Annotated in this window: 15 protein-coding genes; all 15 read left to right on the forward strand. The window is 43.3% G+C overall.

The features are described from left to right. The first annotated feature begins 4 nt into the window (after positions 1-4). The 15 genes from ACO6S2_RS00005 to ACO6S2_RS00075 all read left to right on the forward strand — a co-directional run bounded on the left by ACO6S2_RS00005 (position 5) and on the right by ACO6S2_RS00075 (position 21,436). Positions 5-670 (forward strand): hypothetical protein, encoded by a 666-nt coding sequence (locus tag ACO6S2_RS00005; protein WP_422360463.1) that lies wholly within the window; start codon positions 5-7, stop codon positions 668-670. Continuing rightward, positions 670-2,469: a type VI secretion system tip protein VgrG gene (gene vgrG / locus ACO6S2_RS00010; protein WP_422360464.1), complete on the forward strand. Its 1,800-nt coding sequence runs from the start codon at positions 670-672 to the stop codon at positions 2,467-2,469. The genes ACO6S2_RS00005 and vgrG overlap by 1 nt, the downstream gene beginning before the upstream one ends. An 8-nt stretch (positions 2,470-2,477) precedes the next feature. After that, positions 2,478-2,768, forward strand: a complete 291-nt coding sequence (locus ACO6S2_RS00015) for a PAAR domain-containing protein (protein WP_422360465.1) — start codon at positions 2,478-2,480, stop codon at positions 2,766-2,768. A 1-nt stretch (position 2,769) separates the two neighbouring features. After that, entirely contained in the window at positions 2,770-3,186 is a 417-nt protein-coding gene (locus ACO6S2_RS00020; RefSeq protein WP_422360466.1) for a GPW/gp25 family protein, read from the forward strand. A gap of 13 nt (positions 3,187-3,199) precedes the next feature. After that, positions 3,200-6,844, forward strand: a complete 3,645-nt coding sequence (locus ACO6S2_RS00025) for a hypothetical protein (protein ID WP_422360467.1) — start codon at positions 3,200-3,202, stop codon at positions 6,842-6,844. Further along, positions 6,841-9,570 (forward strand): hypothetical protein, encoded by a 2,730-nt coding sequence (locus ACO6S2_RS00030; protein ID WP_422360468.1) that lies wholly within the window; start codon positions 6,841-6,843, stop codon positions 9,568-9,570. Before ACO6S2_RS00025 ends, ACO6S2_RS00030 begins: the two co-directional genes overlap by 4 nt. Next, complete coding sequence (locus ACO6S2_RS00035; protein WP_422360469.1) at positions 9,563-13,720, forward strand: contractile injection system tape measure protein; 4,158 nt, start codon at positions 9,563-9,565, stop codon at positions 13,718-13,720. Before ACO6S2_RS00030 ends, ACO6S2_RS00035 begins: the two co-directional genes overlap by 8 nt. A 108-nt stretch (positions 13,721-13,828) precedes the next feature. Continuing rightward, positions 13,829-15,871 carry a hypothetical protein gene (locus ACO6S2_RS00040; RefSeq protein WP_422360470.1) on the forward strand — a complete coding sequence of 681 codons (2,043 nt, stop codon included), beginning with the start codon at positions 13,829-13,831 and terminating at the stop codon, positions 15,869-15,871. Between the two features lie 29 nt (positions 15,872-15,900). After that, positions 15,901-16,746 carry a hypothetical protein gene (locus ACO6S2_RS00045; protein WP_422360471.1) on the forward strand — a complete coding sequence of 282 codons (846 nt, stop codon included), beginning with the start codon at positions 15,901-15,903 and terminating at the stop codon, positions 16,744-16,746. A gap of 54 nt (positions 16,747-16,800) precedes the next feature. Continuing rightward, entirely contained in the window at positions 16,801-18,171 is a 1,371-nt protein-coding gene (locus tag ACO6S2_RS00050) for an ATP-binding protein (protein ID WP_422360472.1), read from the forward strand. Then, on the forward strand, positions 18,171-18,731 hold the full coding sequence (locus ACO6S2_RS00055) for a hypothetical protein (protein ID WP_422360473.1): 561 nt from the start codon (positions 18,171-18,173) through the stop codon (positions 18,729-18,731). Before ACO6S2_RS00050 ends, ACO6S2_RS00055 begins: the two co-directional genes overlap by 1 nt. Continuing rightward, positions 18,728-19,162 carry a DUF4157 domain-containing protein gene (locus tag ACO6S2_RS00060; protein ID WP_422360474.1) on the forward strand — a complete coding sequence of 145 codons (435 nt, stop codon included), beginning with the start codon at positions 18,728-18,730 and terminating at the stop codon, positions 19,160-19,162. The genes ACO6S2_RS00055 and ACO6S2_RS00060 overlap by 4 nt, the downstream gene beginning before the upstream one ends. 25 nt (positions 19,163-19,187) lie before the next feature. Continuing rightward, on the forward strand, positions 19,188-19,796 hold the full coding sequence (locus ACO6S2_RS00065) for a hypothetical protein (RefSeq protein ID WP_422360475.1): 609 nt from the start codon (positions 19,188-19,190) through the stop codon (positions 19,794-19,796). Positions 19,797-19,952: 156 nt separating this feature from the next. Next, entirely contained in the window at positions 19,953-20,129 is a 177-nt protein-coding gene (locus ACO6S2_RS00070) for a hypothetical protein (RefSeq protein ID WP_422360476.1), read from the forward strand. A 146-nt stretch (positions 20,130-20,275) separates the two neighbouring features. Continuing rightward, a complete protein-coding gene (locus ACO6S2_RS00075; RefSeq protein ID WP_422360477.1) occupies positions 20,276-21,436 on the forward strand; it encodes a hypothetical protein in 1,161 nt (386 codons plus the stop codon). Positions 21,437-21,543 lie beyond the last annotated feature (107 nt).

Raw genomic sequence — 21,543 nt, forward strand, 5'->3', positions numbered from 1 at the left:
GTTGTTGAAACTGAAGATAACAGGCTATACAAATAAACTGTTTTCAAAAAAATATACAGACGTAGGCTCTTACTCCGTAATGATGAACCCGGAAAGCATCAAGCTGACCAAAGGATCGGAGTACAGCACTAAAGCAGCCCCCAATGCCGGAGAAAATTCACCCAAGTTCAAAAACAGCAAGAAGGGACAATTGAGCTTCGATATTGTGATTGACTGTACTGGTGTGGTCAACCCTCAAAGGGTAGACATGGCTGAAGAAATATCCAAAATCGAAAAATTAACTCATAAGTACAATGGCAAGATACACCGTCCCAATTATGTAATCGTACGCTGGGGCAAAGACCTGACATTCAAAGGAGTTCTCAGCCAAATGGATATCTCTTACACCCTTTTCAAACCAAATGGAGCCCCCCTAAGGGCCAAGGTATCTCTAACCTTCGACGAATACATAGCACCCAAGCGAGCGAGCAAAATGAGAAAAAAATCTTCCCCAGACCTCACCCATCTGGTAGAGGTCAATGAAGGAGATACCTTACCACAGCTGTGTGATAAAGTCTGGGAAGACTACTCCTACTATATACAGGCTGCAAAATTTAACAAGCTCAACAAATTTAGAAACCTATCGGGAGGAACTCAGTTGGTCTTTCCGCCAATCACTCAACCTAGCTGATGGCTGCCTCTGCTGACATAGCGACCGGAGGAGTAGCTACCTATACCATCAAGGTAGCAGGAAACTCCATACCTGATGTTATCGCGATATATGCTATCGAGATCGAAATGGCAGTCAACAAGATATCAACTGCGCGAATTATAGTACTAGATGGGGATGCTGCAACCGGAAATTTTGAAGTGAGTTCCGGAGATACATTCGTTCCAGGCAAAGAAGTGATTATTGAAGCTGGCTATGACAACAAGAGTGATGTGATATTCAAAGGGGTAATAACCAGACAAAGTATTCAGGTAGATGATGAGTCAGGCCCTACCTTAGAAATTGAATGCCGTGACCAGGCCATCAAAATGGCAGTGGGCAGAAAATGCTTGACCTTTTCAAAAAAGAAAGACAGCGATATTATCACCACTATTTTGGGAAACTACTCCGATGTAGAGAACGACGTTGCTGCCACCACGTATGAATGGCCCGAGCAGGTGCAATACTATGTTTCGGATTGGGACTATGTTATTTCCCGGGCGGAAGCCAACGGCCTGATAGTGACTGATATCAATAACAAAGTGTCCGTCGTCAAGCCAGATTCGAGCACCACTTCCGTGTTGAAAATCGAATACGGTGATAACCTGATCGAATGCAAGGCGGACTTAAATTCTGTGAGTCAACTGGGCTCTGCCAAAGCCAGTGCATGGGATTTTAAAACCCAAGCCATCGTCTCTGAGCAATCCTCCAATGACCATCCAGGTGGTGGTAATATCACTTCCAAAAAATTATCCCAAGTAGTAGGGTTATCAGATTATGAAGTCCAATCCACCGCCCCCTTCGAATCAGCTTGCCTGACTGACTGGGCCAAAGCTCAATTGGTCAAAAGCGAGTACGCCAAAATACAGGGAGAACTCACCATAGCGGGAACCAAGCTTCCTCTTCCCGGAACCTACATTACGCTGGCAGGCATGGGGTCCCGACTCAATGGAGACCATATAGTGGCTGGTATCATTCATGACATTTCTGATGGTGACTGGACCTCCGAGGTATCCATTGGATTATCTGATGACTGGTTTACCGAAAACCCTGACGTGATGTCGCCCTCAGCTTCAGGCCTATTGCCGGGGGCTTCCGGTTTGTTCAACGGAACGGTGAAAAAAATGCATGAAGATCCTGACAGCCAGTATCGAATATTGGTGGATATTCCTATGTTCGACAAAAGTGGAGAAGGCATCTGGGCAAGGTTATCCAATTTCTATTCTACTAATGGTGCCGGTGTATTCTTTATGCCTGAGGTAGGAGATGAAGTAGTACTTGGTTTTTTGAACGAAGACCCACGGTTTCCGATTATCCTGGGAAGCCTTTACAGCAGCTCTAAGTTAAAACCGGCAGATGACTACTCGGCTGAAGAAAAAAACCCTAAGAAAGCCATTGTGTCGAAGTCCGGCATAACGGTAGAGTTTGATGATGAAAACAAGGTGTTTACCATCACAACTCCAGCCAAAAATACTGTAGTACTAAGCGACAAAGACAAACAAGTTTCCCTCAAGGATCAAAACGATAATAGCATTGTTATGTCCAATGATGGAATCACCATTAAAAGCTCCAAAGCGATCACCATTCAATCAGAAAAAAATGTAGCTATCAAAGGAGACCAGGGTATCAAAGTGGAATCTTCCAGTGGGGACGTCGAAACCACGGGAACCAATATAAAAGAAACTGCCAATTCACAATACACCGCCAAAGGAAGCGCGAGTGCAGAAGTACAAGGCGGTGGAGAACTGACTCTGAAAGGAGCTATGGTAAAAATTAACTAAACAAAGATATGCCACCAGCAGCCAGAATAACCGATATGCACACTTGTCCAATGGTAACCGTCATTGTTCCCCATGTAGGAGGGCCAATTATAGGCCCAGGGGAACCAACCGTACTCATTTGCAATATGCCCGCAGCCAAAGTCGGAGACTCTTGTGTATGTGTAGGACCACCAGATACGATTGCAAAAGGTTCGTCGACTGTCATGATCGGTGGAGCACCTGCTGCAAGGATGGGGGATTCTACCGCACACGGCGGAAGCATTGTACTAGGGGCACCAACAGTCATGATAGGAGGATAATATGAATGAACACAAAAATGATTACTTAGGTACAGGCTGGGCGTTTCCAATAACATTTTCAGAGCAAACCCTGGAACTGGAAATGACCCATCGTGAGCAAAATGTCAATGATTCGATAGACATTATCCTAAAGACCAATTACGGTGAGAGATGCCTCGAACCACAATTTGGATCGGGGTTGAGGCAATTTTTTTTCGCTCAAATGGACGATACCCTAAAAGGAGAAATCATCGATATGGTGGAAGTATCCTTACTCGAAAACGAACCCAGAATAGATGTCGAAGACATAAGGATAGATTTTTTGGATGATGATATCGGGGCTATCAACATTGAGATAGACTACACCTATACCAAAACAAATACCAGGCACAACCATGTATTCCCATTTTATTTAAACGAAGGCACCAACTTGAATTGAATAATTTATCCCGGTGATTGATCAGTCAACAACATATCGTTCTTTTGAGCAGGCGCTCGACCCTACAACTGCCGTCATTGACAGCCGATCTGAATTGGATCGTTTGAAGTTCTTATCTGATTTCTCTCATTTGATTCATTTCTATGATCAAGAAAACAAAATAAACGGAAGCTGGAACCCCTTGCTCATGAAAGACCCAGTCTTTTTATTGGCCGACATAGCCAAATTTGACCTGGCCAGGATAAAAAAGATCTTTCATAAAGCTTCACAAAACCTCGAAGACCTTTTGGCCTTTTCGCCGGATTCAAACTTGATAGGCACCTATTTCAACCAATTGTTCAAAACGCTGATTTCCCTGTTTCAAAAATTGGAAAGATGGGGACATTTTATGATCAAATACCACCATGAATACAATCTGAAGAAATATCTACTTGAAGGCTTAAAAAGCAGGTTCTCTAGCTACCTGTTTGCACTTATTGCCTTAATCAAAGAGATCGAACTAGACCAAATCATAAAAGGTGTAACATCTTTCGAAACTTCTTTATTTAAGGATTATGATGAAGAAATCTGGTCAAAAGGCAATCAACCTTTTTGGCAAGTATTGAACCTAAACACTCCACAATTTAGTGGTCAGCCATCTGATCAGTCTGAACATTTAGTACAAGAAATCTTTTCAGCGATACGATGGGTAGCCGATCAGCTATTTGTGTTCATTCATAATATAGTAGCCCACGCACGTACCGACTACCAGAGTGTATCAACTGCCAAAGGTCAGTATCCAGATACGGCCTTACTCAGGTCATTTGCAAAACTTCAGGATATATACAAAAACTCGCTAAATCAACTGTCGGAAAAGCATCTGGACTTCTACTACCAGCGAGTTCTGGGACAATCAAAACAATCTGCCTCTCCGGATCATGCCTTTATTGCCGCAAAGCTACCTCCCCATGTCACTACTTTTCAGCTCAATAAAGGAACTCGTTTCAAAGCTGGGGCTGATGCAAACAAAAAACCAATCTTATTTGAAACCATAGATAGCACCAATATTAATTCGGCCATACTCACAGATGGGTATTCAATATCCCAATTTCAAAATACCGAAAATGGTCTCTGGTCATTGTACAAAACCCCTCTTGCTCACCCCGAGGTTCTAAAAAAAGACAAAGCCGGCAACATTCTTTCATGGAAGCTATTTGGAGGTGATCCCATAGATACATCTATCCAGCAATCTATGAGTTTTGTGGCAGCTTGTCCACTTTTACTCCTAAATGAAGGGCAACGGGAAGTAAACATTCATTTCGCTTTCGAGTCCAACATCAATCCAGATCTCTTTTTGGCCTCCAACTATTATCTCAGCACCAATGCTTCCTGGTTGAAATTAGAAAAAGCATCAAACGAAAGTGATCCGATTTCTGCAAACCAGGCTTCTTATCAATGTCAGTTTTCGAAGGAAGATCCAAATCAACTAACCTTGCTTATAAAGCTGGGACAAAAAGCATCAAGTATCCAAAAGTTCGCCAAGGCACAGGATGGCCTGGATACAAACTGGCCAATGCTAAGAATAGAATTCGTTGAGTTCGATCAGTTTACTTCTCCCCCAGTGTTGATCTCGATGACAATTGATGTAAATGTTGCTGAGATAAAAACCTTTGAGTTATACAACGACTTTGGAACCCTCAACCCCAAGAAGCCTTATCCGTTGTTCGGCCCTACACCCATGCCCAATAGTAGTTTTGTCATAGGCAGCACTGAGTTATTTAGCAAGCCACTAACCCGTCTAAGCTTCTACCTGGAATGGGAAGGATTGCCTTCAGATTTTCAAAAATACTATCAGGAATATAACAATAACATGAAGCTGGCTGAGCAAACCGAAACTACCACTCCTACCAAAACAAAATCCAGCGGTATTGGATCATTGCTTAAAAAAGGATCGACTCCTCAAGCTGCGCCAGAAGCTTTAGACAAAAAAGAACCATTCAACAATGTCTGTTTCTCTGGTCAGTTTGAGATCATGCAAAATGGTGAATGGGAACCTTTGGATTCATCATTGGGAGACCAGAAGTTGTTCAATGTTTCTGACCTTAATCAACTTCAACCTCAAACCAGTTTTTCTTTCAACTGGTCTGATTCCTCTGTTCTGCATCCCACTACCAGCATACAGCAGTCAGTACTTCGCTATACAGACCAGAGCAGGGAAGGATTCGTGCGACTCAGACTCACAACACCTGAATATGGGTTTGGAAGCGAACTCTATAGCAAAGTAATATTCAATATTGCCTTAAAAAATGCCAAAGACCTGATGGACAAAAAGGCATCTACCCACGCTGCGGCCAGTGTACCTTTCGTGCCTAAGCTAAAAACACTTACCGCTAGCTATCAGGCATCACAATCTTATAATCTCCACCAGGCACAGACCAACAATCAGTTGGATTGCTTCACCATTTCAAACGGCACGACAAAACCGATATATCGCAGTAGTCCTGACAACCAAATCCCTTCACAAGAAAAAAACTATTCTATTGATGGCATAAAGCTAGCCGCTAATAAAGTAAGAATGCATCCGGCCATCAACCGCCGAGGCATATTGAATTTAAGCATCAAAAACCTATCCAGTCCGGGCGAATTGAATCTGTACTTTGACCTGGCTAGAAAAGTAGGCGAAATACCTCCTAAAGAACCTATTGCTTTTCACCTTTATAGCTCTGCTGGCTGGACTGAATTAGTACTACTTTCTGACGACACCAAAAATTTCACTTGTTCGGGCATCATAAAACTTAGTCTCCCAAAAATTGAAGCCAGTGATACAGTGCTTTGTATTGGAGTAAAAGGTGACCCCGAATTATTTGCTCATGCTACACTCCTACTATTGAATGGTATGAAGTTGTCGCGAACCGGTGATGACTTTCTGAGTGACCCATCAATGCCTAGAATCAAAGCCGGGAGCATCAAGGCTCCGGTAGAACCCATGGCCGAGCTAGCCAAGATTGTACAACCCTTTGCGTCTTTTGGCGGTAAGGGCGCCGAAAATCTGGACAAAATGAATCACCGAGTAGCCACCCGGATAAAAACCAAAAACAGAAGTATTGGCCAAGAGGATTATTATCAACTCATACAGCAACATTTTCCTGAAATATTCTATGCCAAAAGTCGTTACGACCGATCAACACAATCTACACAGGTATATGTGGTCAAAAGATTCAATCAAGCCACCGATTTCGGCGCATTTCTGCCCCTGATAGGAGTAAATTTCGAGGAAGACCTAGCTGATTTCTTGTCCAAAAGGGCTTCTGCATTCGCCAATATTAAAGTAACCAATTTCACTCCAGTGTTTGTAGGCGTTTCCTGCACTGTGACCTTAGAGCAGAATTACGGATTGGGACAATCAGAAGCAGCCATCAACGACCAGTTGAAAATATTCCTTTCACCCTGGATCACCTCAGATCAAAAGCAACTCAAAATAGATCAGGGAATATCAGAAACTGACGTATTAAATTTCATTAAAACCATCGAAGGAGTAATCAGTGTCTCCGATATTCAAATCGAGAAAAAACAGCCTCAATCTGATAGTATCGATCCTAGGGTGGAAGCCGTTGACCCTCCAGCCATTTTGCTGGTATCAGCCACCCAACACACCATAAACTGCCGACATCAGGTATGACCGAACCTACCCACATATTGAACCATCCGCTATCGGTTAGCCAGGACTTCAAGCAGTTGAAACATAAAGGAATTGAATACATCCAGTCCTACTGTGGATCGACCTGGACCAACTATAACCCAAGTGACCCTGGCATCACTATTCTCGAACAAGTGTGTTTTGCTCTGACAGAATTGGGCTACTGCAGCGATTTTCCAATAGAGGACATTCTAACCACTTCAAGTGAGCAAATAGAATACAAAGATCAATTCCATTTGCCAGATGAGATACTGACCACCTCTCCTGTTACCATTCCAGATTATAGAAAGCTGATTATTGATGATGTAGAGGAAGTCACAAACGCTTTTATAGAGCCCGTATGTAGCGCTATTTCTAAAGTAAGTCGTGCGTATCGGGTACACCTTCATCTCAATTCCGCCTTGGAGGAAAGCCATGACCGCAAATCATCTCAGGAACGTCAGGCTCAAGTAGTCAGGCAGACCTTCTATCTGCTAAACAAGCATCGCAACTGGGGCGAGCTGTTCCTGATGCCTCAGATATTTAGAAAAAAGGTTGTTGAAATCTCTGGAACCATTGTCATCGATCAGGAAACTGACTCACCTCAGGTCTTGCGATCTATTCAGGAGGCTTTTGAAGAATTTGCCTTTCCTGGGGCCACTCAGGTGGGCTTTGACTTTCTCGAAGAAAACGGTGTAGCGCCAAATGATGTTTTTCATGGTCCTAGACTAAAAAATGGATGGATAACCGATGACGCCCTGGGTGAAAAATGCCAGTCGATGAGCCAGGAGGAACTGATAGATTTATTATCAACCATAGCAGGTATCACGTATGTGAAAAACCTTAGCTTTTTTCATGAGGCAGGAGTGAAGCAAGTGAAGGTCAATAAAAATGAACTGCTCTTCGTCGATATGGTCCAGTCTATACAGTCCGGCCTTCTAGATATTCAGTGCAATGGAAAAAGTATCTATCAGAGCGGAGCAAGCACACCCATCTCTTTAGCACCAAGAAGTGCAAGTGTTACTGATGTAGGATCGAAAGTAAAGTTAAAGCCTGACTTACCGATAGGCACTTTTAGGGATGTAAACAGCTATTATTCTATTCAAAATACTTTTCCAGAGGCCTTTGGAGTAGGTGAAGCCGGGATAGATTCTAACGCGACAAACTATCAGATTGCACAATCTCGACAGTTGAAAGGATTTCTGACGCTATTTGACCAGCAGCTAGCCAATCAGTTTTCACAGTTAGACCATGTGAAACAGTTGTTCTCCTTTAAAAACACCAATACGAATGCGCCAACGGAAAGGAAAAGCTTCTACGCACGACAAAACAAATTAACTCCCGATCAACAGAAGTACCCCGCTCCCTTCGAGATGTTTTCTCCTACTTATTTCTGTCAGTCACTCTACGACATCCCCCATATACAACCCTTGCTCAAGGGAAACCACACTTTTGATTATAGCATGGATATGGTTGAAAACGATGTGCTCAAACGTGATAGCTGGAGGCAATTTAAAGACGACCCATACAACATCTATATGAGAGGCCTCATGCAAATAATGGGTGAATCCTCAACAGATTTGGATCGAAGAAATAATATCCTGGACCACCTTCTGGCCAGGCACGGGGAGTCTCCCGCTCTTGTCGATGCCATCATTGATAATAAAATCTATACCGGAGACGAGCAAAAGGGTCAGGTGATCTTTAAAAGCCTATTGTTACAAAACCTCTCCATCCTATCCTATCACAGGACTAAATCGATTGACTACATCGGAGCTGACCCTATATCGGATCAACTGGATGAACTACCAAATGAGAACGGTCCAAAGGGTCAAACAGACCGGAACATCAACTTCATATTCGATTCCGAAGCACTTGACCAAACTGAAAAAATCGAGATTAATGATCTGATCAACCACTCAGCATTGGAACTCAAACTCAGCTTATTGTTCGGTCTTCAATATCTGTACAACCAGTACATTTATGAATGTCGTTTGGGCCAATCCTCAACCTCAAACCAAACTGAAAGTGAGCAGGAGCGAACAGCACAAATATCCCAATGGTTGATAGAAGTAAGAAAGGGACAAATATGTATTGAACCCAACCTTTTGGTCAAATGCCTAACCTTCAAAATAGCGTACCTCAATGGTGGTAAACATCCGCAGTGTCATGTAGTAAAAGAGCGTATGAACTATCACCAGGCACTGGGTATCGAGCAGCTGTTCAAAGAAGACTTGCAACAGCCCGATGTAGAACTATCAGAATCCACCACTGTTGAGGTGTCAGGTGAGCCTTTTAGTGTAGTTGAAGTAGACTACTGTGATTGGGCCGACGGCCTATGGGTGAACATACCCGGCACGGCCAACAAAATTGCCATCCAGTCCAATTTTGACTCCGGAGCTCCGATTGACCTCAATCATGAAATTTTCACCTACTCTGCCTTATTACTATTCCCTGACTTCATACCCCAGATAAATAATTATGGATTTAAATCGAGGTTAGACTTGTTTTTGACTCACACGCTGCCTGTGCATATCGAATTTGATACTCACTTTGTGGGATTGGAGCAATTAGAAACACTAATACCTCTGTTTTGCAATTGGCGAAATGATTTAAGAGCAGTCAATGGATCAACGTCTACTCAAAAAACAGCTGAGGACCAACTTGAGAAAAGTGCACTGGCACTAATAACAGTTTTGACCCAAATCTACGAAGCACGACATGGCTAGCTTGCACAACCATATCGTCTCTAAGGTCTCATGGGAGACCTCCTTTTGTGATGCTCACGAAGCGGTGGCCCTTCAGAATCAAATCAGTAACTGGGCACGAACCAAATTGGGAAATGAAATGAAATCAGTTTTGGATGACATCTGCCCGGACGACCAGGTGTGGACGATTGATTCTTTGGAACTAGACCTTGGCACAATCGAGTATGCCCGATTGCCCGAAGAGCTGTCTCAGAAGTTTTCCAAAGCTCTATCCGATCAGCTTCAGGGCCTCATGCTATCTCATACCGGTGGGAAAAACCGCATCCATAGTTCCAGCCCCTCCCAAAGCTATTTTTCCATTATCGAGCATTTTTTGACTAAGGGCTACATGCCCTGGTGGCATAAGCAAGAAAGTGGCCATGCAGGTGACATCATGACTATGTTGCTAAAAGAGCATCAGCTGGCCATCGCAGATAAAATCAGGCAGGTAGGTCAGGCAGCACAGGTTAGGAGAAGACTCACCCAGCAGTTTGGAGATGATATCCTACGAAAAATCCTGAAGAGCTTAGAGCTTTATAATCACCAGCCCATCTTCGATGCTATAGAGTCTATTTGCACACTTCAGAAACGCAAAAAGTGGATGCTTAGCTCAGACATCAACTTTAGAAAAGAGGCTTGGTTCTGGGTATTCAATTATCTGTTGACTGAACGTAAGACACTGTTTAGTAAAACATCTTTAATGCAAAGCATGTTGACCCAAATGGCTTCAAAATTCAATCTGATTTATGCTGACCTCGTTCGTCAGATAAATACCAGTGTTGAAAGTGAAAATATGAATGGGCTCATCGCTCCCGAACTTACCCGTGTGATTTCAGTGCTGACCCAAGAGGTGAACCCAAACAAACAGCAGGTCGATAGAGTTGAAGTTTCCCACGAAAATCCATGGTCTGATTTGTCCTTCTTCTTTGACACAGATTCCTCCAACTCTAAAAATGCTTCTATTCCATATGTCAGGGAAATACTCACAGCCTTCTCTACCAAGGAAAAGGTCAAACTCCGTAAATGGCTTTTGAAGCTGAATAAGTCTACACCACGGTGGAACCTCCTCCTAAACCTTCTCGATGAGCCGACCTATGCCGCTGTTGTATATGCTCTTTGTTCTGTTCAATCTGGTTTGCTGGTTGCTCACTCCAATCTAATAGCCGACCTTTTGCAGAAGCACAAGGTAGTCACTGGCCAAAAACTAATTTGGGGGATCAGTCTGAAGTATGCTATTAAATCTACTGGGGACACCCCACCAAATAATACTACCGAATACATCCTGAAGGAAATTTCAAAAGTAAAAAAAACACCCTTGGATCAACTTCTGGGGCATGCGCAAAGAAGCCCCATATGGAGCCAGCCCAAATCCAAACAAAGTCTACTCCTGTTTCAGGAATTGAAGACCATACAAGGTCAGTTGAGCGAAACCCTGGACACACGGGTATTAGACACCAGGATACGTGGTCTATTGAATCAGGTAAGAAAGGTCAATTATCGATTGTCAGATGCTCCTTCAGCCTATGAGCAGCTGAACAACTGGATTGTTTCAAATACTGGGCAGGTATATTCTATTCTAAAAAATTACTTTGAAAAGGAAGAATTCCCAGAACTATTCCTACATCATTTGGATATCCATTCCACAGAGAGTCTCATCAAAGCTATTGGTGAAGGTTACTTTTCAATAATCCAGGAATTTGATCGGCAAATTAACAAATGGTGCTCCCAAAAAGAGAATCATAGCACTAGCTACTCCCCTACCAAACAGGCACTCAAAATACTACTTGATAGCCCAAAAGCATCAAAAAAAGAGGTTATGGTCACGTTGATTCAGGGCTTTTCGCAATCACTGACAGCCCATGACCTTGCCTCATTTAAAGCTTGTATTGAAGAAACATTGAGTACTTGCAAAGATACAAATTTGACTTTTTCAGCCGATGAGATGAGTCGCCTGGATAATATACTTGCTTCGCAAAAAGAAGAAGGCTTTCTGATCAAAACGCATGTCTTGATCGCCAGCCAGGGCAGTAACCAAATAAGTGTTGGAAACTTCTTACTAGCCAATTTCGACGATGATGAGTTTACAAGCGCCAGGATCAGTGAACCCGAAGATCTGGAGCTGATTCTAAACTTTTTTATCCCGAAGGGAATAAAAATGAAACGAAAAGTGGTCAGAAAGGTCATTGGCCAGCTTGACCTTCAAACCAATACATTGGCAAAAGAAGGAATAACCCAAACACTCAATGATTTGTTTTGGAAATCAGCACTCACCTATAAAGAACATTGGGGCAATCAGGAAGCCCTTCAAAAATCAGTCGAAAAAGCTGCCGCATTTTATTTCCATCAGGATCCAAACCCTATTCGAACAAATAGAGAAGACGCATCGGATTCGATCAAACTAAAAAATGGTAACACTATCAGCACAAGCCAGCTGAAGTCTGTGGTTTCGATGGGTATAAAACAATGCGCACTGAAGGTCGAATACGAAAAAGACGTTTTCTCTTTGGAGGAATGCCTCAATCAATTGATCGCTATTGATTTACAGGCACTAACGTCAATTTTGTCGCAAATCAATCCTAATGACAATAGCATCCAAACCTTAAAAAAGACCATAGACTTCGGGGATTTTGCACTTTACCTCCAGTCAGAGTCAAGATATTGTCAGAGCATGGAAGCTATCAGGTCATTGTTTTTAATCGTAAACCAGCAGGCGCCTGAAGAGGTAAAAGCAACATTTCTTGTACACTTCTGGAAGGAGGCCTGGGAGCTAATCTCAAACGGATCTCTGGACCGAAAACCATATTTTAAACTGGTGAGATCAGCCATATTAGAAATTCATGAGTCTGGCGACCGAGAGCCCTTGGCCATCATGAAAGACATCCAGTCCAGTAGCATACCTGTAAATTCCATTTTACGAGAGGCACTGATAGCAACAAGTGAAGTATTCGAATTACTGCCCGCCGATGAGACTTCAGAATCAAAATCGAAAAACCTTGTTAAATGTGAAGACAAGAACCTTATTGAAGCCCTGTGCGAATCTATCTTTAGACATCAAGAGGTACCGGCCTGGTACAGAAGTGAGAACCACATCACCTTGACTGATACCCTCATCGATCTATTCAGATATCATCCGGTTTCAGTCCTAAAGCAGTTGAAATCAACATCCTCAGTGGAACAAAAAGTAACGTGGTTGGCAAGCCTGCTCTCTATGCGTACCGTCGTCAACGCCCTATCCTCCACCGAGCCCAACCAGCATGGCAGACTTCAAACTGTCTCCAAAATGCATGATGTTTTTGGGTCAATACCATTAACAGGTAGTCCAAGCCAAGTCCAGGAAATACTAATCAAAAAAGTGCTTACTGTTTGGAGAAGCAACAACTGGGAGTTACTCTCATCAGATAACATCTGGAACGAATTGATCTGGGAAGTTTGTGTAAAAAATGGTCACGATCCCGAAAGATTCAAGACCACTATTGAAGACAGCCTTGCACGGTTTCCGTCAGAACTACAGCTTTCTTTTCGTCAGCTCAACAGAAGAAAGGGAGAAATGGACCCCCAAAAATCTGGAGACCAAAAACTAAATCAAACCAAGGATCAAAACCAATTGGAGAACATGCCACTAATCAAAGAGGAAATTATGGTTCAAAATGCAGGTCAGGTAATTCTATCTACTTATATAAAAATGTTGTTTGAGCGACTCGAGTTGACAGTAGGTGATCAGTTCAGAAATGAAACATGCCAACAGGAGGCTGCGCACTATCTACAATATGTGGTGACTGGCTGGAGCAAAACAGAAGAGTCACACCTGACCTTGAACAAGGTACTATGTGGGTTACATCCCCACGTACCCATCATAGATGGTATCCATATTTCTGATGAAAACAAGCAATTGATAGACGGACTGATTCAGGCTGCCATAGGCCACTGGCCGGAAATTGGCACCAGCTCGATCGAAGGGTTTCGTGGAAACTGGCTGGTACGTGATGGAATGCTATCAGAAGATGACGAAAGATGGAACCTGGTTGTCGAAAAAAGGGCTTACGACCTTCTGCTCAATCAATCACCATTTAGTTTTTCGATTATCAAATATCCGTGGATGGACAAACCACTCCACGTTAATTGGCCTTTTTAAAACGACATCAAATGAAGAGAAAACATAACATTATAGAATTACTAAGCCGGCAAGGGACATGGCTTGCCTCCCGACATAAAAAAAATTTAACGACTAAAATCAAATCTTATGAATACGTATAATGATAACCTACATACCAACGTAGTCAATTCTTTGCGTGATTTGGAATTGAAAGTGAAAAGTACTGCCTCTAGGGTAAATGCAGCTACCTTTTCGCTCTACTACGCCGAAGACGCCAAGGTGAATGCTATCGACAAGCATGAAAAAGCAAGAACGAAACTAGAGCACAAAGCTGCAGTGAAAAAACAGGCGGTGGAAAACAGCAACATTTCGGCTAACGTCCTAAAAGCAACAGAGAAAGAAAAAAACTATGTGGCTACGGCTGTGCTCAACGCGGCTACCTGCGCAGCCAATGTACAAGTGGCTTCCAGCGCCATTGTCAAACTGGCCAGTGATATTGGAAGTATGATCACTATCCTGGGAGCAGCCGACCTGAATACTGACATATACAATCAATGCCAGGATGCTTACAACAAAATCAACGATACCGCTAGATGTGCAGAAGTAGTGTCTCAACATGCCATGGAAGCATCGACGCTTGCCGCTGAAGTGACAGCAAATGTGGTTGCCGACAGGGCTACCTCCACTAATAAGTCTGTGCTGGAATTATTGGCCGTAGCCGAAAATGAATACGTAAAGACCTCAGCGGTAGTAGATGCGGACAACGCAGACATGTCCCTGGCCAGTAAGATCGCCAAGGAGCAAGAAGGCCTGCTTGAAAAGGCCAAAATATATAACCTCTCTGCCAAGTCCGTACTCAAAAAGAGCTCCCGATCCCTCAACATCAACCTCTATGTACCCAAGAAAGGTATGAGTAGCAGTGGTTTGACGGTAAGTTTTGACTTCATAGATCTACCCTTCGATCAGGAAGAAAATACCAAAAATCCATTGTATCCGATACAAGATTACTACGTGATTTTGGTAAAGGAGAAGAAGGTATCCATGTTTTCCATTTCAAATGCCGAAAGCGTACTCATGTCCAGTACTTCTTCCAAACCTCTGTACACCAAGTACAAAACACCAAAAGGAGATGACCTGCCTGCTTTTGCCCAGGTAGAACTGTCTGTGGGCAAGACCTTCGACAGCGACGGAGACCCTATTCAACTGGGGAAAAACTATGCCGCTTTTGTGCTGGCAGTCTATGAGATTGAGTACAAGAAAACACTCAACAATTTCGAGGACTTTCTTTCTGCTCCATCAGCTGCATTTATGCTGACACAAGTACTGAATAGTCCAACCTTCGATGTGGAAAAAGTGAGCAAGCACAACAACGTCAACAATATGTGTGTCATAGACAACAAACTGACCTTCGAGGTAGAAAGCCACAATGACAAAAACATTGAGTACCGCTGCATGTTTTTACCTCAAAGCAGGATTCAGGCTGAAACCGCACTGGCCAAAAAAGACGCCCAAGCCGAATTGCTCAAACTAGAACTGAAAGCCAGCGAGTACCAGGTAGAAATCCAGGAAATAGAAGAAAATCTAATGAAGTTCAAGACAGCCAATCAGGACGAATTGAAGGAACTGATGGACAAAGAAGAGGTGCATATCCGAATGGCCAAAAACGTGAGAAAAAGATATACCGATGAACATGTTGAGGAAGCGCAGCAGGCTATTACGCGACTAACCGAACTGAGGGAGGAGCTCGGTTATCTGGAAGACCAGTTAGAAAAAGTACAGGCCCTGCACGACCAGGTCACCACACAAATTTCTGAAAACCCAGCCTCTATGACACCAGAAGAAGCACAAAACAATCCTAAGGTGAGACTGGCAAGATTAAAATCAAACATTAAACCACTAGGGTTTTTCTTCAATAAGACTCTGGCAGAACATGTGCCCGTTGGTAGCTTTTCGCTGGCTACCACTACCCTGAAAAAAGGCAAAGGTAAGGCCTCGGATATAGTAGAAGGGTCTGTGACGATCGAGCCGGAAACAACTGACAATTTTGGCAACCTGCTCGAGGAAGGCAAATACTACGTACCGGTGGTACTACGGGTGATCAATGATCTGGAACCAAACCCTGAACAATACAGCAGTTCCATATCAGATTTTAATTCGACACCCATGTTCCAATACACACCACAGGGTTAAAATGAACACAAAATTTAAAAGCACAAAAGATGAGTACTAAACTAAAAAATACGCCATTCGCTTCGACAGAAGAAAAGTTTGGCATCACAGAGAAAAAGAAAGCTGAGTTGGACGAGTTGCAAATCAACCTGATCGAAACCCAGCATATTGTAGACCAGGAGTCCGCCATTGTGGCCTCGCTCAGTACCAAGCTGACGAAGCTCGAAGGGTTTCTAGCCGTGGCAGAATCCAACAAAGTGCAAGCACTGTCACACCGAAACCTAGTGGATGAGGTCATCACCAATGCGGAAAACCTCAAGAGCAATTCAAAGATCGCTTTTGATGAAATGGTCTCAACCAATGAAAAGATGGAAACGGTTTCTAGTGAAATGAAGGGGTTGATTGACAAGTTGATCTACTCGGCAGAGATTATCAACAAGCTGTCCAATCTGATCATTAGAAAAAAAGCGCAAAACCCGCTGATTTCAGATGAGTTGGTCGCCATGGTCGGCACGGCTGGTACAGATGCCAACAATGCTGTGGCTCTCACCCTTACCGCCCTCAAGTCAGCCTTTGCAGCCCTAAGTTCTAGTGTAGAATCTGAGGCCTCCACAGCCTTGCAGTACAACCAGGCCGTGGATTTGCACAAAGCACTGACAGGTGAAGAAGAGGCCTCTTCGGGCAAGGAGGATAACCAGCAAGACAAATGCATCCGGGACTTGCTATACGAAGCTTACAATCATGCACAAGATGAATATGATACTTTTCATCAGGCCTGTATGGATACCACCAAGCAACTGAACTCAGCCAAATCCAAACTGGACAAGGCACAGGTAAGATTGTCGTCCTATCAATCAGGCATGGCTGCAGCACAAGCCGCTGCTCTATCAGCTTAATTGATGTCAGGCACCGCTTAGTTTGGTTAAGAGTCAACCTTAAATTGTAAGGAAATGGAAACAAGAAACGCATTGCACACACTGCACCAGGAGGTCAACTGGCTTACCCACGTGATCAATCAGGTCATTATATCCTACCTGAAGCAGGAAGGCCATGAAAACAACTGGATGGACATACCCATGCCAGACCTGACGGACGACCCCTCTCCCTACGCCAGCAAGGTAAAAGAGTGGGAACTGGGTTTGTTTGAACGGCTGGCGTTGGCACTGACTATTGCCCCGCACCTTCGACCGGAATCCCTGGATATTTTCTTTGGTAAAAACCAAATGTACGACCGAGGGTTTACCGAATTCGGAGGTGTTGTGAATGACGCCCACAATGGGTTTCTGCCTACCGGCCAGACCTTCAATTTTTTGGCTAGTGCCAATGATGCCAACCTGAGAACAGAAGTAGCCCGAGTGCTTCATAAAGAGCATCCCCTCATGAAGGAGCAAGTGCTGCACCTCGGGTCTACCGAGGGCTTCATTCCCTCATTGAATGGCGTACTCAGCATGGATGAAAAATGGATACATTTCTTCCTGACCGGAGAGCAGTTGTCCCAGGAGCACAGTGCCTCGTTTCCAGCACAAAGAATAACCACCAAACTCGCCTGGGAAGACATCGTGCTGGATGAATCCGTCATGAACCAGGTCATGGAAATCAACGCCTGGTTGAAACACGGGGACACCCTGCTGAACGAATGGAATCTGGACCAAAAGATCAAGCCCGGCTATCGGGCATTGTTCTACGGGCCTCCCGGTACGGGCAAGACACTTACCGCCACCCTGCTGGGAAAAGCCTCCGGACGTGAGGTCTACAAAATTGATTTGTCGATGATCGTGTCCAAATACATCGGAGAAACAGAAAAAAACCTCTCCAAAATCTTCGACATCGCCGAGCATAAAAACTGGATTTTGTTCTTCGACGAAGCAGATGCCCTCTATGGCAAACGAACAGCAGCCAACAATTCCAACGATCGCCATGCCAACCAACAAACGGCTTATCTGCTCCAGCGCATAGAAGACTTTCCGGGAGTGGTCATATTGGCTTCTAACCTTAGAGGCAATATGGATGAGGCCTTTAGCAGACGATTTCAAAGTATGGTGCGCTTCAAGGTACCATCTGTGGAAGAACGTTTCCAATTGTGGCAAAACGCCTTCTCTGGTAAGTGCACTTTAGACCCGGACATCGATGTATGGAAAGTAGCCGAAGAATTTGAAATTACGGGCGGGGCCATTATCAACGTACTCAGATTTTGTGCCCTTGCTGCGATAGACCGTGGAGACACTGTCGTACAACATCACGAGTTGATGAGTGCTATTCGAAAAGAATTTGGCAAGGAAAACAAAACCTTGAGCATGACCCAAGGTGTGAAACAGCCATAATGGATAAGGCCCACGTCATACTGGCGAGAAAGATGGATAAGCGTTCTATCATACCGGAGAACCAAAAAATCCTGCTCACCATAGGTGACTGGAAGGGGATATTGAATGCCAGTGAAATGAAAATTTCGATCGCCATTGCACTCAATCACTGCTGCGGCCACCATCGTATGCAGTTGTTGGGTTATCTGATCACCGATCAGGAGGTGAGTCTGATTATTGAAGGCAAAAAGCTTCATGTAGACCATTTATTGGCTAAATTCTATGATGAATTCGTAAGTGTGGTAGCCGATCACCTGAGCCTGGCCGACAAGCAAGGCCATGTACTAAAAAACTGGGAGAAGCATAGAGAGGGTGCACTCAGCGACTTGTTTGACAGGAGCATAATGCACGACCCTCACCTGATTAGCTTGTTGCTGGGACAGGACATCGACCTACCCTATCACAGTGCGGAAGCCGAACAGCTCAAGCAGCAAATCAAGACCTACGACTTCTGTTCGGCCATAGATTACTCCGGTGCGGAAGGCCCGGTGAAAGTAAAGACGAAATGGAATAAGAAATGAATTTAAAAACAGCCCATACTACCATAGCTCACGGCTTCACTGCTGCCTCTCGTTCAGTAGGCAGACACGGCGCTGCTCTAGTAGACAATCGTCAGATGTTTCAACCTTTGCAGAAAAAGAACAACACTGGCCTGCCTGACAAACTAAAGTCAGGCATGGAAAATCTGTCCGGCATGAGTCTGGATCATGTGAAGGTACACTATAACTCTTCCAAACCAGCAGCTGTACAGGCACATGCCTACGCCCAGGGCAGCAATATTCACCTGGCTTCCGGGCAAGAAAAGCATTTGCCCCATGAGTTAGGACATGTAGTACAGCAAGCACAAGGAAGAGTCAAGCCCACCACAACCGTGAATGGTATGGCTGTGAATGATAACGCAGGACTGGAGAAAGAAGCCGATGTGATGGGGGCGAGGGCGATGAGTAAATAAAATTAGGTAACAATAAATTCAAGATATGTTTGAACTGAAGAAAGAACCAATAGGGCATCATAGTAGCTCAGTAGCTCAGAAAAGGGATAGCGGTAATTACGGTTTTGAACTCGTTGATAATCGATCACCAAGAACGCTACAGCGAGCTGCAGTCACGAAAAAAAAACCTGCCTTTAAAAAAGCAAAAAAAGTGGCTAAACCCGCCAAACCCGGTAAAAAGAAGACTGCAACCCCTAATCTAACTAGAGTCGGTGGCAAACCAGCAGTTGGCGCTATAATCCTGTATAAAGGGCAATCAGGTGCGTTCAAAAAACAAGGTGCTTCGGCATCAGGAAAGCCTTCTCATGCCCAAACAGACATTAACGGTTATACAGCGGCATATGGTGATATATCTTCAACTGGGGTATCAACTCAAGTCAATGCCATTACCATGAACCAGAATCAAACGCTGGTAGCTTATGAGCGAGGGCATATCTTACCAAAACAAGCTGGTGGAAGTGGGGGAGCGAATAATATTTTTTGGCAAAATGCAGGCGAAAATACAGCTTTCAATTGGCGGTATTTTGAAAACACAGCAACAAACCATCTGAAAACTGGAACAGGCGAAAAATACTACCAAGTTAGTTTTTTTTAGTGTTGAGTAGATAGATAACTTAGAACCTACACAACGCTAAAACTTAATACATATGTAATAATACCCGGCTGTTCGGGATGTGCAGGGAACAAATGCTTACTATACAATTATGACATTCACGGATAAGGCTTTAGCAACAGCACCAGAAGGAATTATATGAATTCATCCATTTCGATAGCAGAATCATATGCAGGAAGCCAGGGCTTTGTATACTATTTTGCGGAAGGTATTGAACGACGGTGCAACCCTCACCCGCAAAGCACCGAGGAATACATCTACCCTGGAGAAACAACTGTTTGGGATTGGCTTAAGGCCGGAAAATCCAGTGTGTAAGACAAAGAATAGACAATATGGTAGTTAACGGATCTCTCTAAAGAGAGCAGTTTGAAAGATTCATGAGCAACAAATAGGATAATCAGCTATTCCAAACCAGCCGATACACTATGCATAGGGTTTTAACACAATAAACAAAATGATTAATGGGACATAATACAGAGCATATAAGCAGTGGTAAAACTCGGCTAAATAGATCTGCTGCAAATCTAAAATCAAAAAACAAAACAAATAACGTTGCTGCCTTAATCGATAAGAGAAAAGAACTACCAAAATCTAACTTTCCCGAGGCTAATTATCAATTTAAAAAAGTAGACACAAATGGAATAAACAAGGTGATTCAAGCCGAAACTAAGATCAAACATACTACAGGTCATGTAAAGCTAGATTTGAAGGGGGATGGTAAGAAGACTAATCACAAAGTCGGAAAAAAAATGGAGGCAGAGCTAGATGTGAAAAAACCTGTAATAGGTAGTGCTACTGGTGTAAACTGGACGTGGATGCAACATTTAAGAAAAACATATATAGCTGCTAACGTTATCCGAGGACATTTACTAAATCATGATTTAGGCGGCTTTGGTGTCGAAGAAAATCTTTACCCTATATCAACAAAAGCAAATAGTGAGCACTCAATAGAGGTTGAGCAAAAAGTTAAAAAGCTTTTGAACGAGCAGGATAAAGGTTCAACAGGTAAAAAAGTATTCTACGATGTAGAAGTAGGTGAAACAAACTCAAACAACCCTAAAGAAGCTACTTTTAAGTGCAAATACTATGTTCAGGGTCAGACTCCTACATTTTATAACGTTAAGTCTAATCTAGGTACTGATAATCAGGGTTATTATAAACCAGGGAATGTCGAAAACCCACATCCTAAATGGGCACATGAATCTCGAAGTGGTGAAGAAGACTTTTATAACCTTGCTAACGACACTTCTGACAATCGAATCAAAACCAGTAATGAAGATTCTCAAGGAATAATATATGAGCAAAATATAAATGCTTACAAACCGAAGACAAAAAAGCAGAAAGCTGCTGCCAAGAAAGCCGCTGCTAAGAAGAAGGCTAAAAAAGCTATTAAGAAAAAAACTGGAGCAAAGAAGACAAAAAAACTTACTGTCAAGAAAGCAGGTTCCAAGAATAAGGCAAACAAAACTGCTAAAAAGACAAGTGGAGTAAAGAAGGCTATTTCTAATAAAAAAACAAAAAAAGTTAGTAAGAAGATAGTTGGAGTAAAGAAGACTGTCTCTAAGAAGAAAACAAAAAAAGCTACTAAGAAAACAGCTGGTGTAAAGAAGACTAAAAAATAGCTAAGAAATGAAATTAAGACTGTTACTCACTGCTCCAGACTTGCAATCTCGAACCATTATCAAAGGATTTGTAATCCAAAACACACCATGACACGAAAAACTAAGCC

Origin of the sequence: Reichenbachiella sp., assembly GCF_965233835.1 — a bacterium.
Taxonomy (GTDB): domain Bacteria; phylum Bacteroidota; class Bacteroidia; order Cytophagales; family Cyclobacteriaceae; genus Reichenbachiella.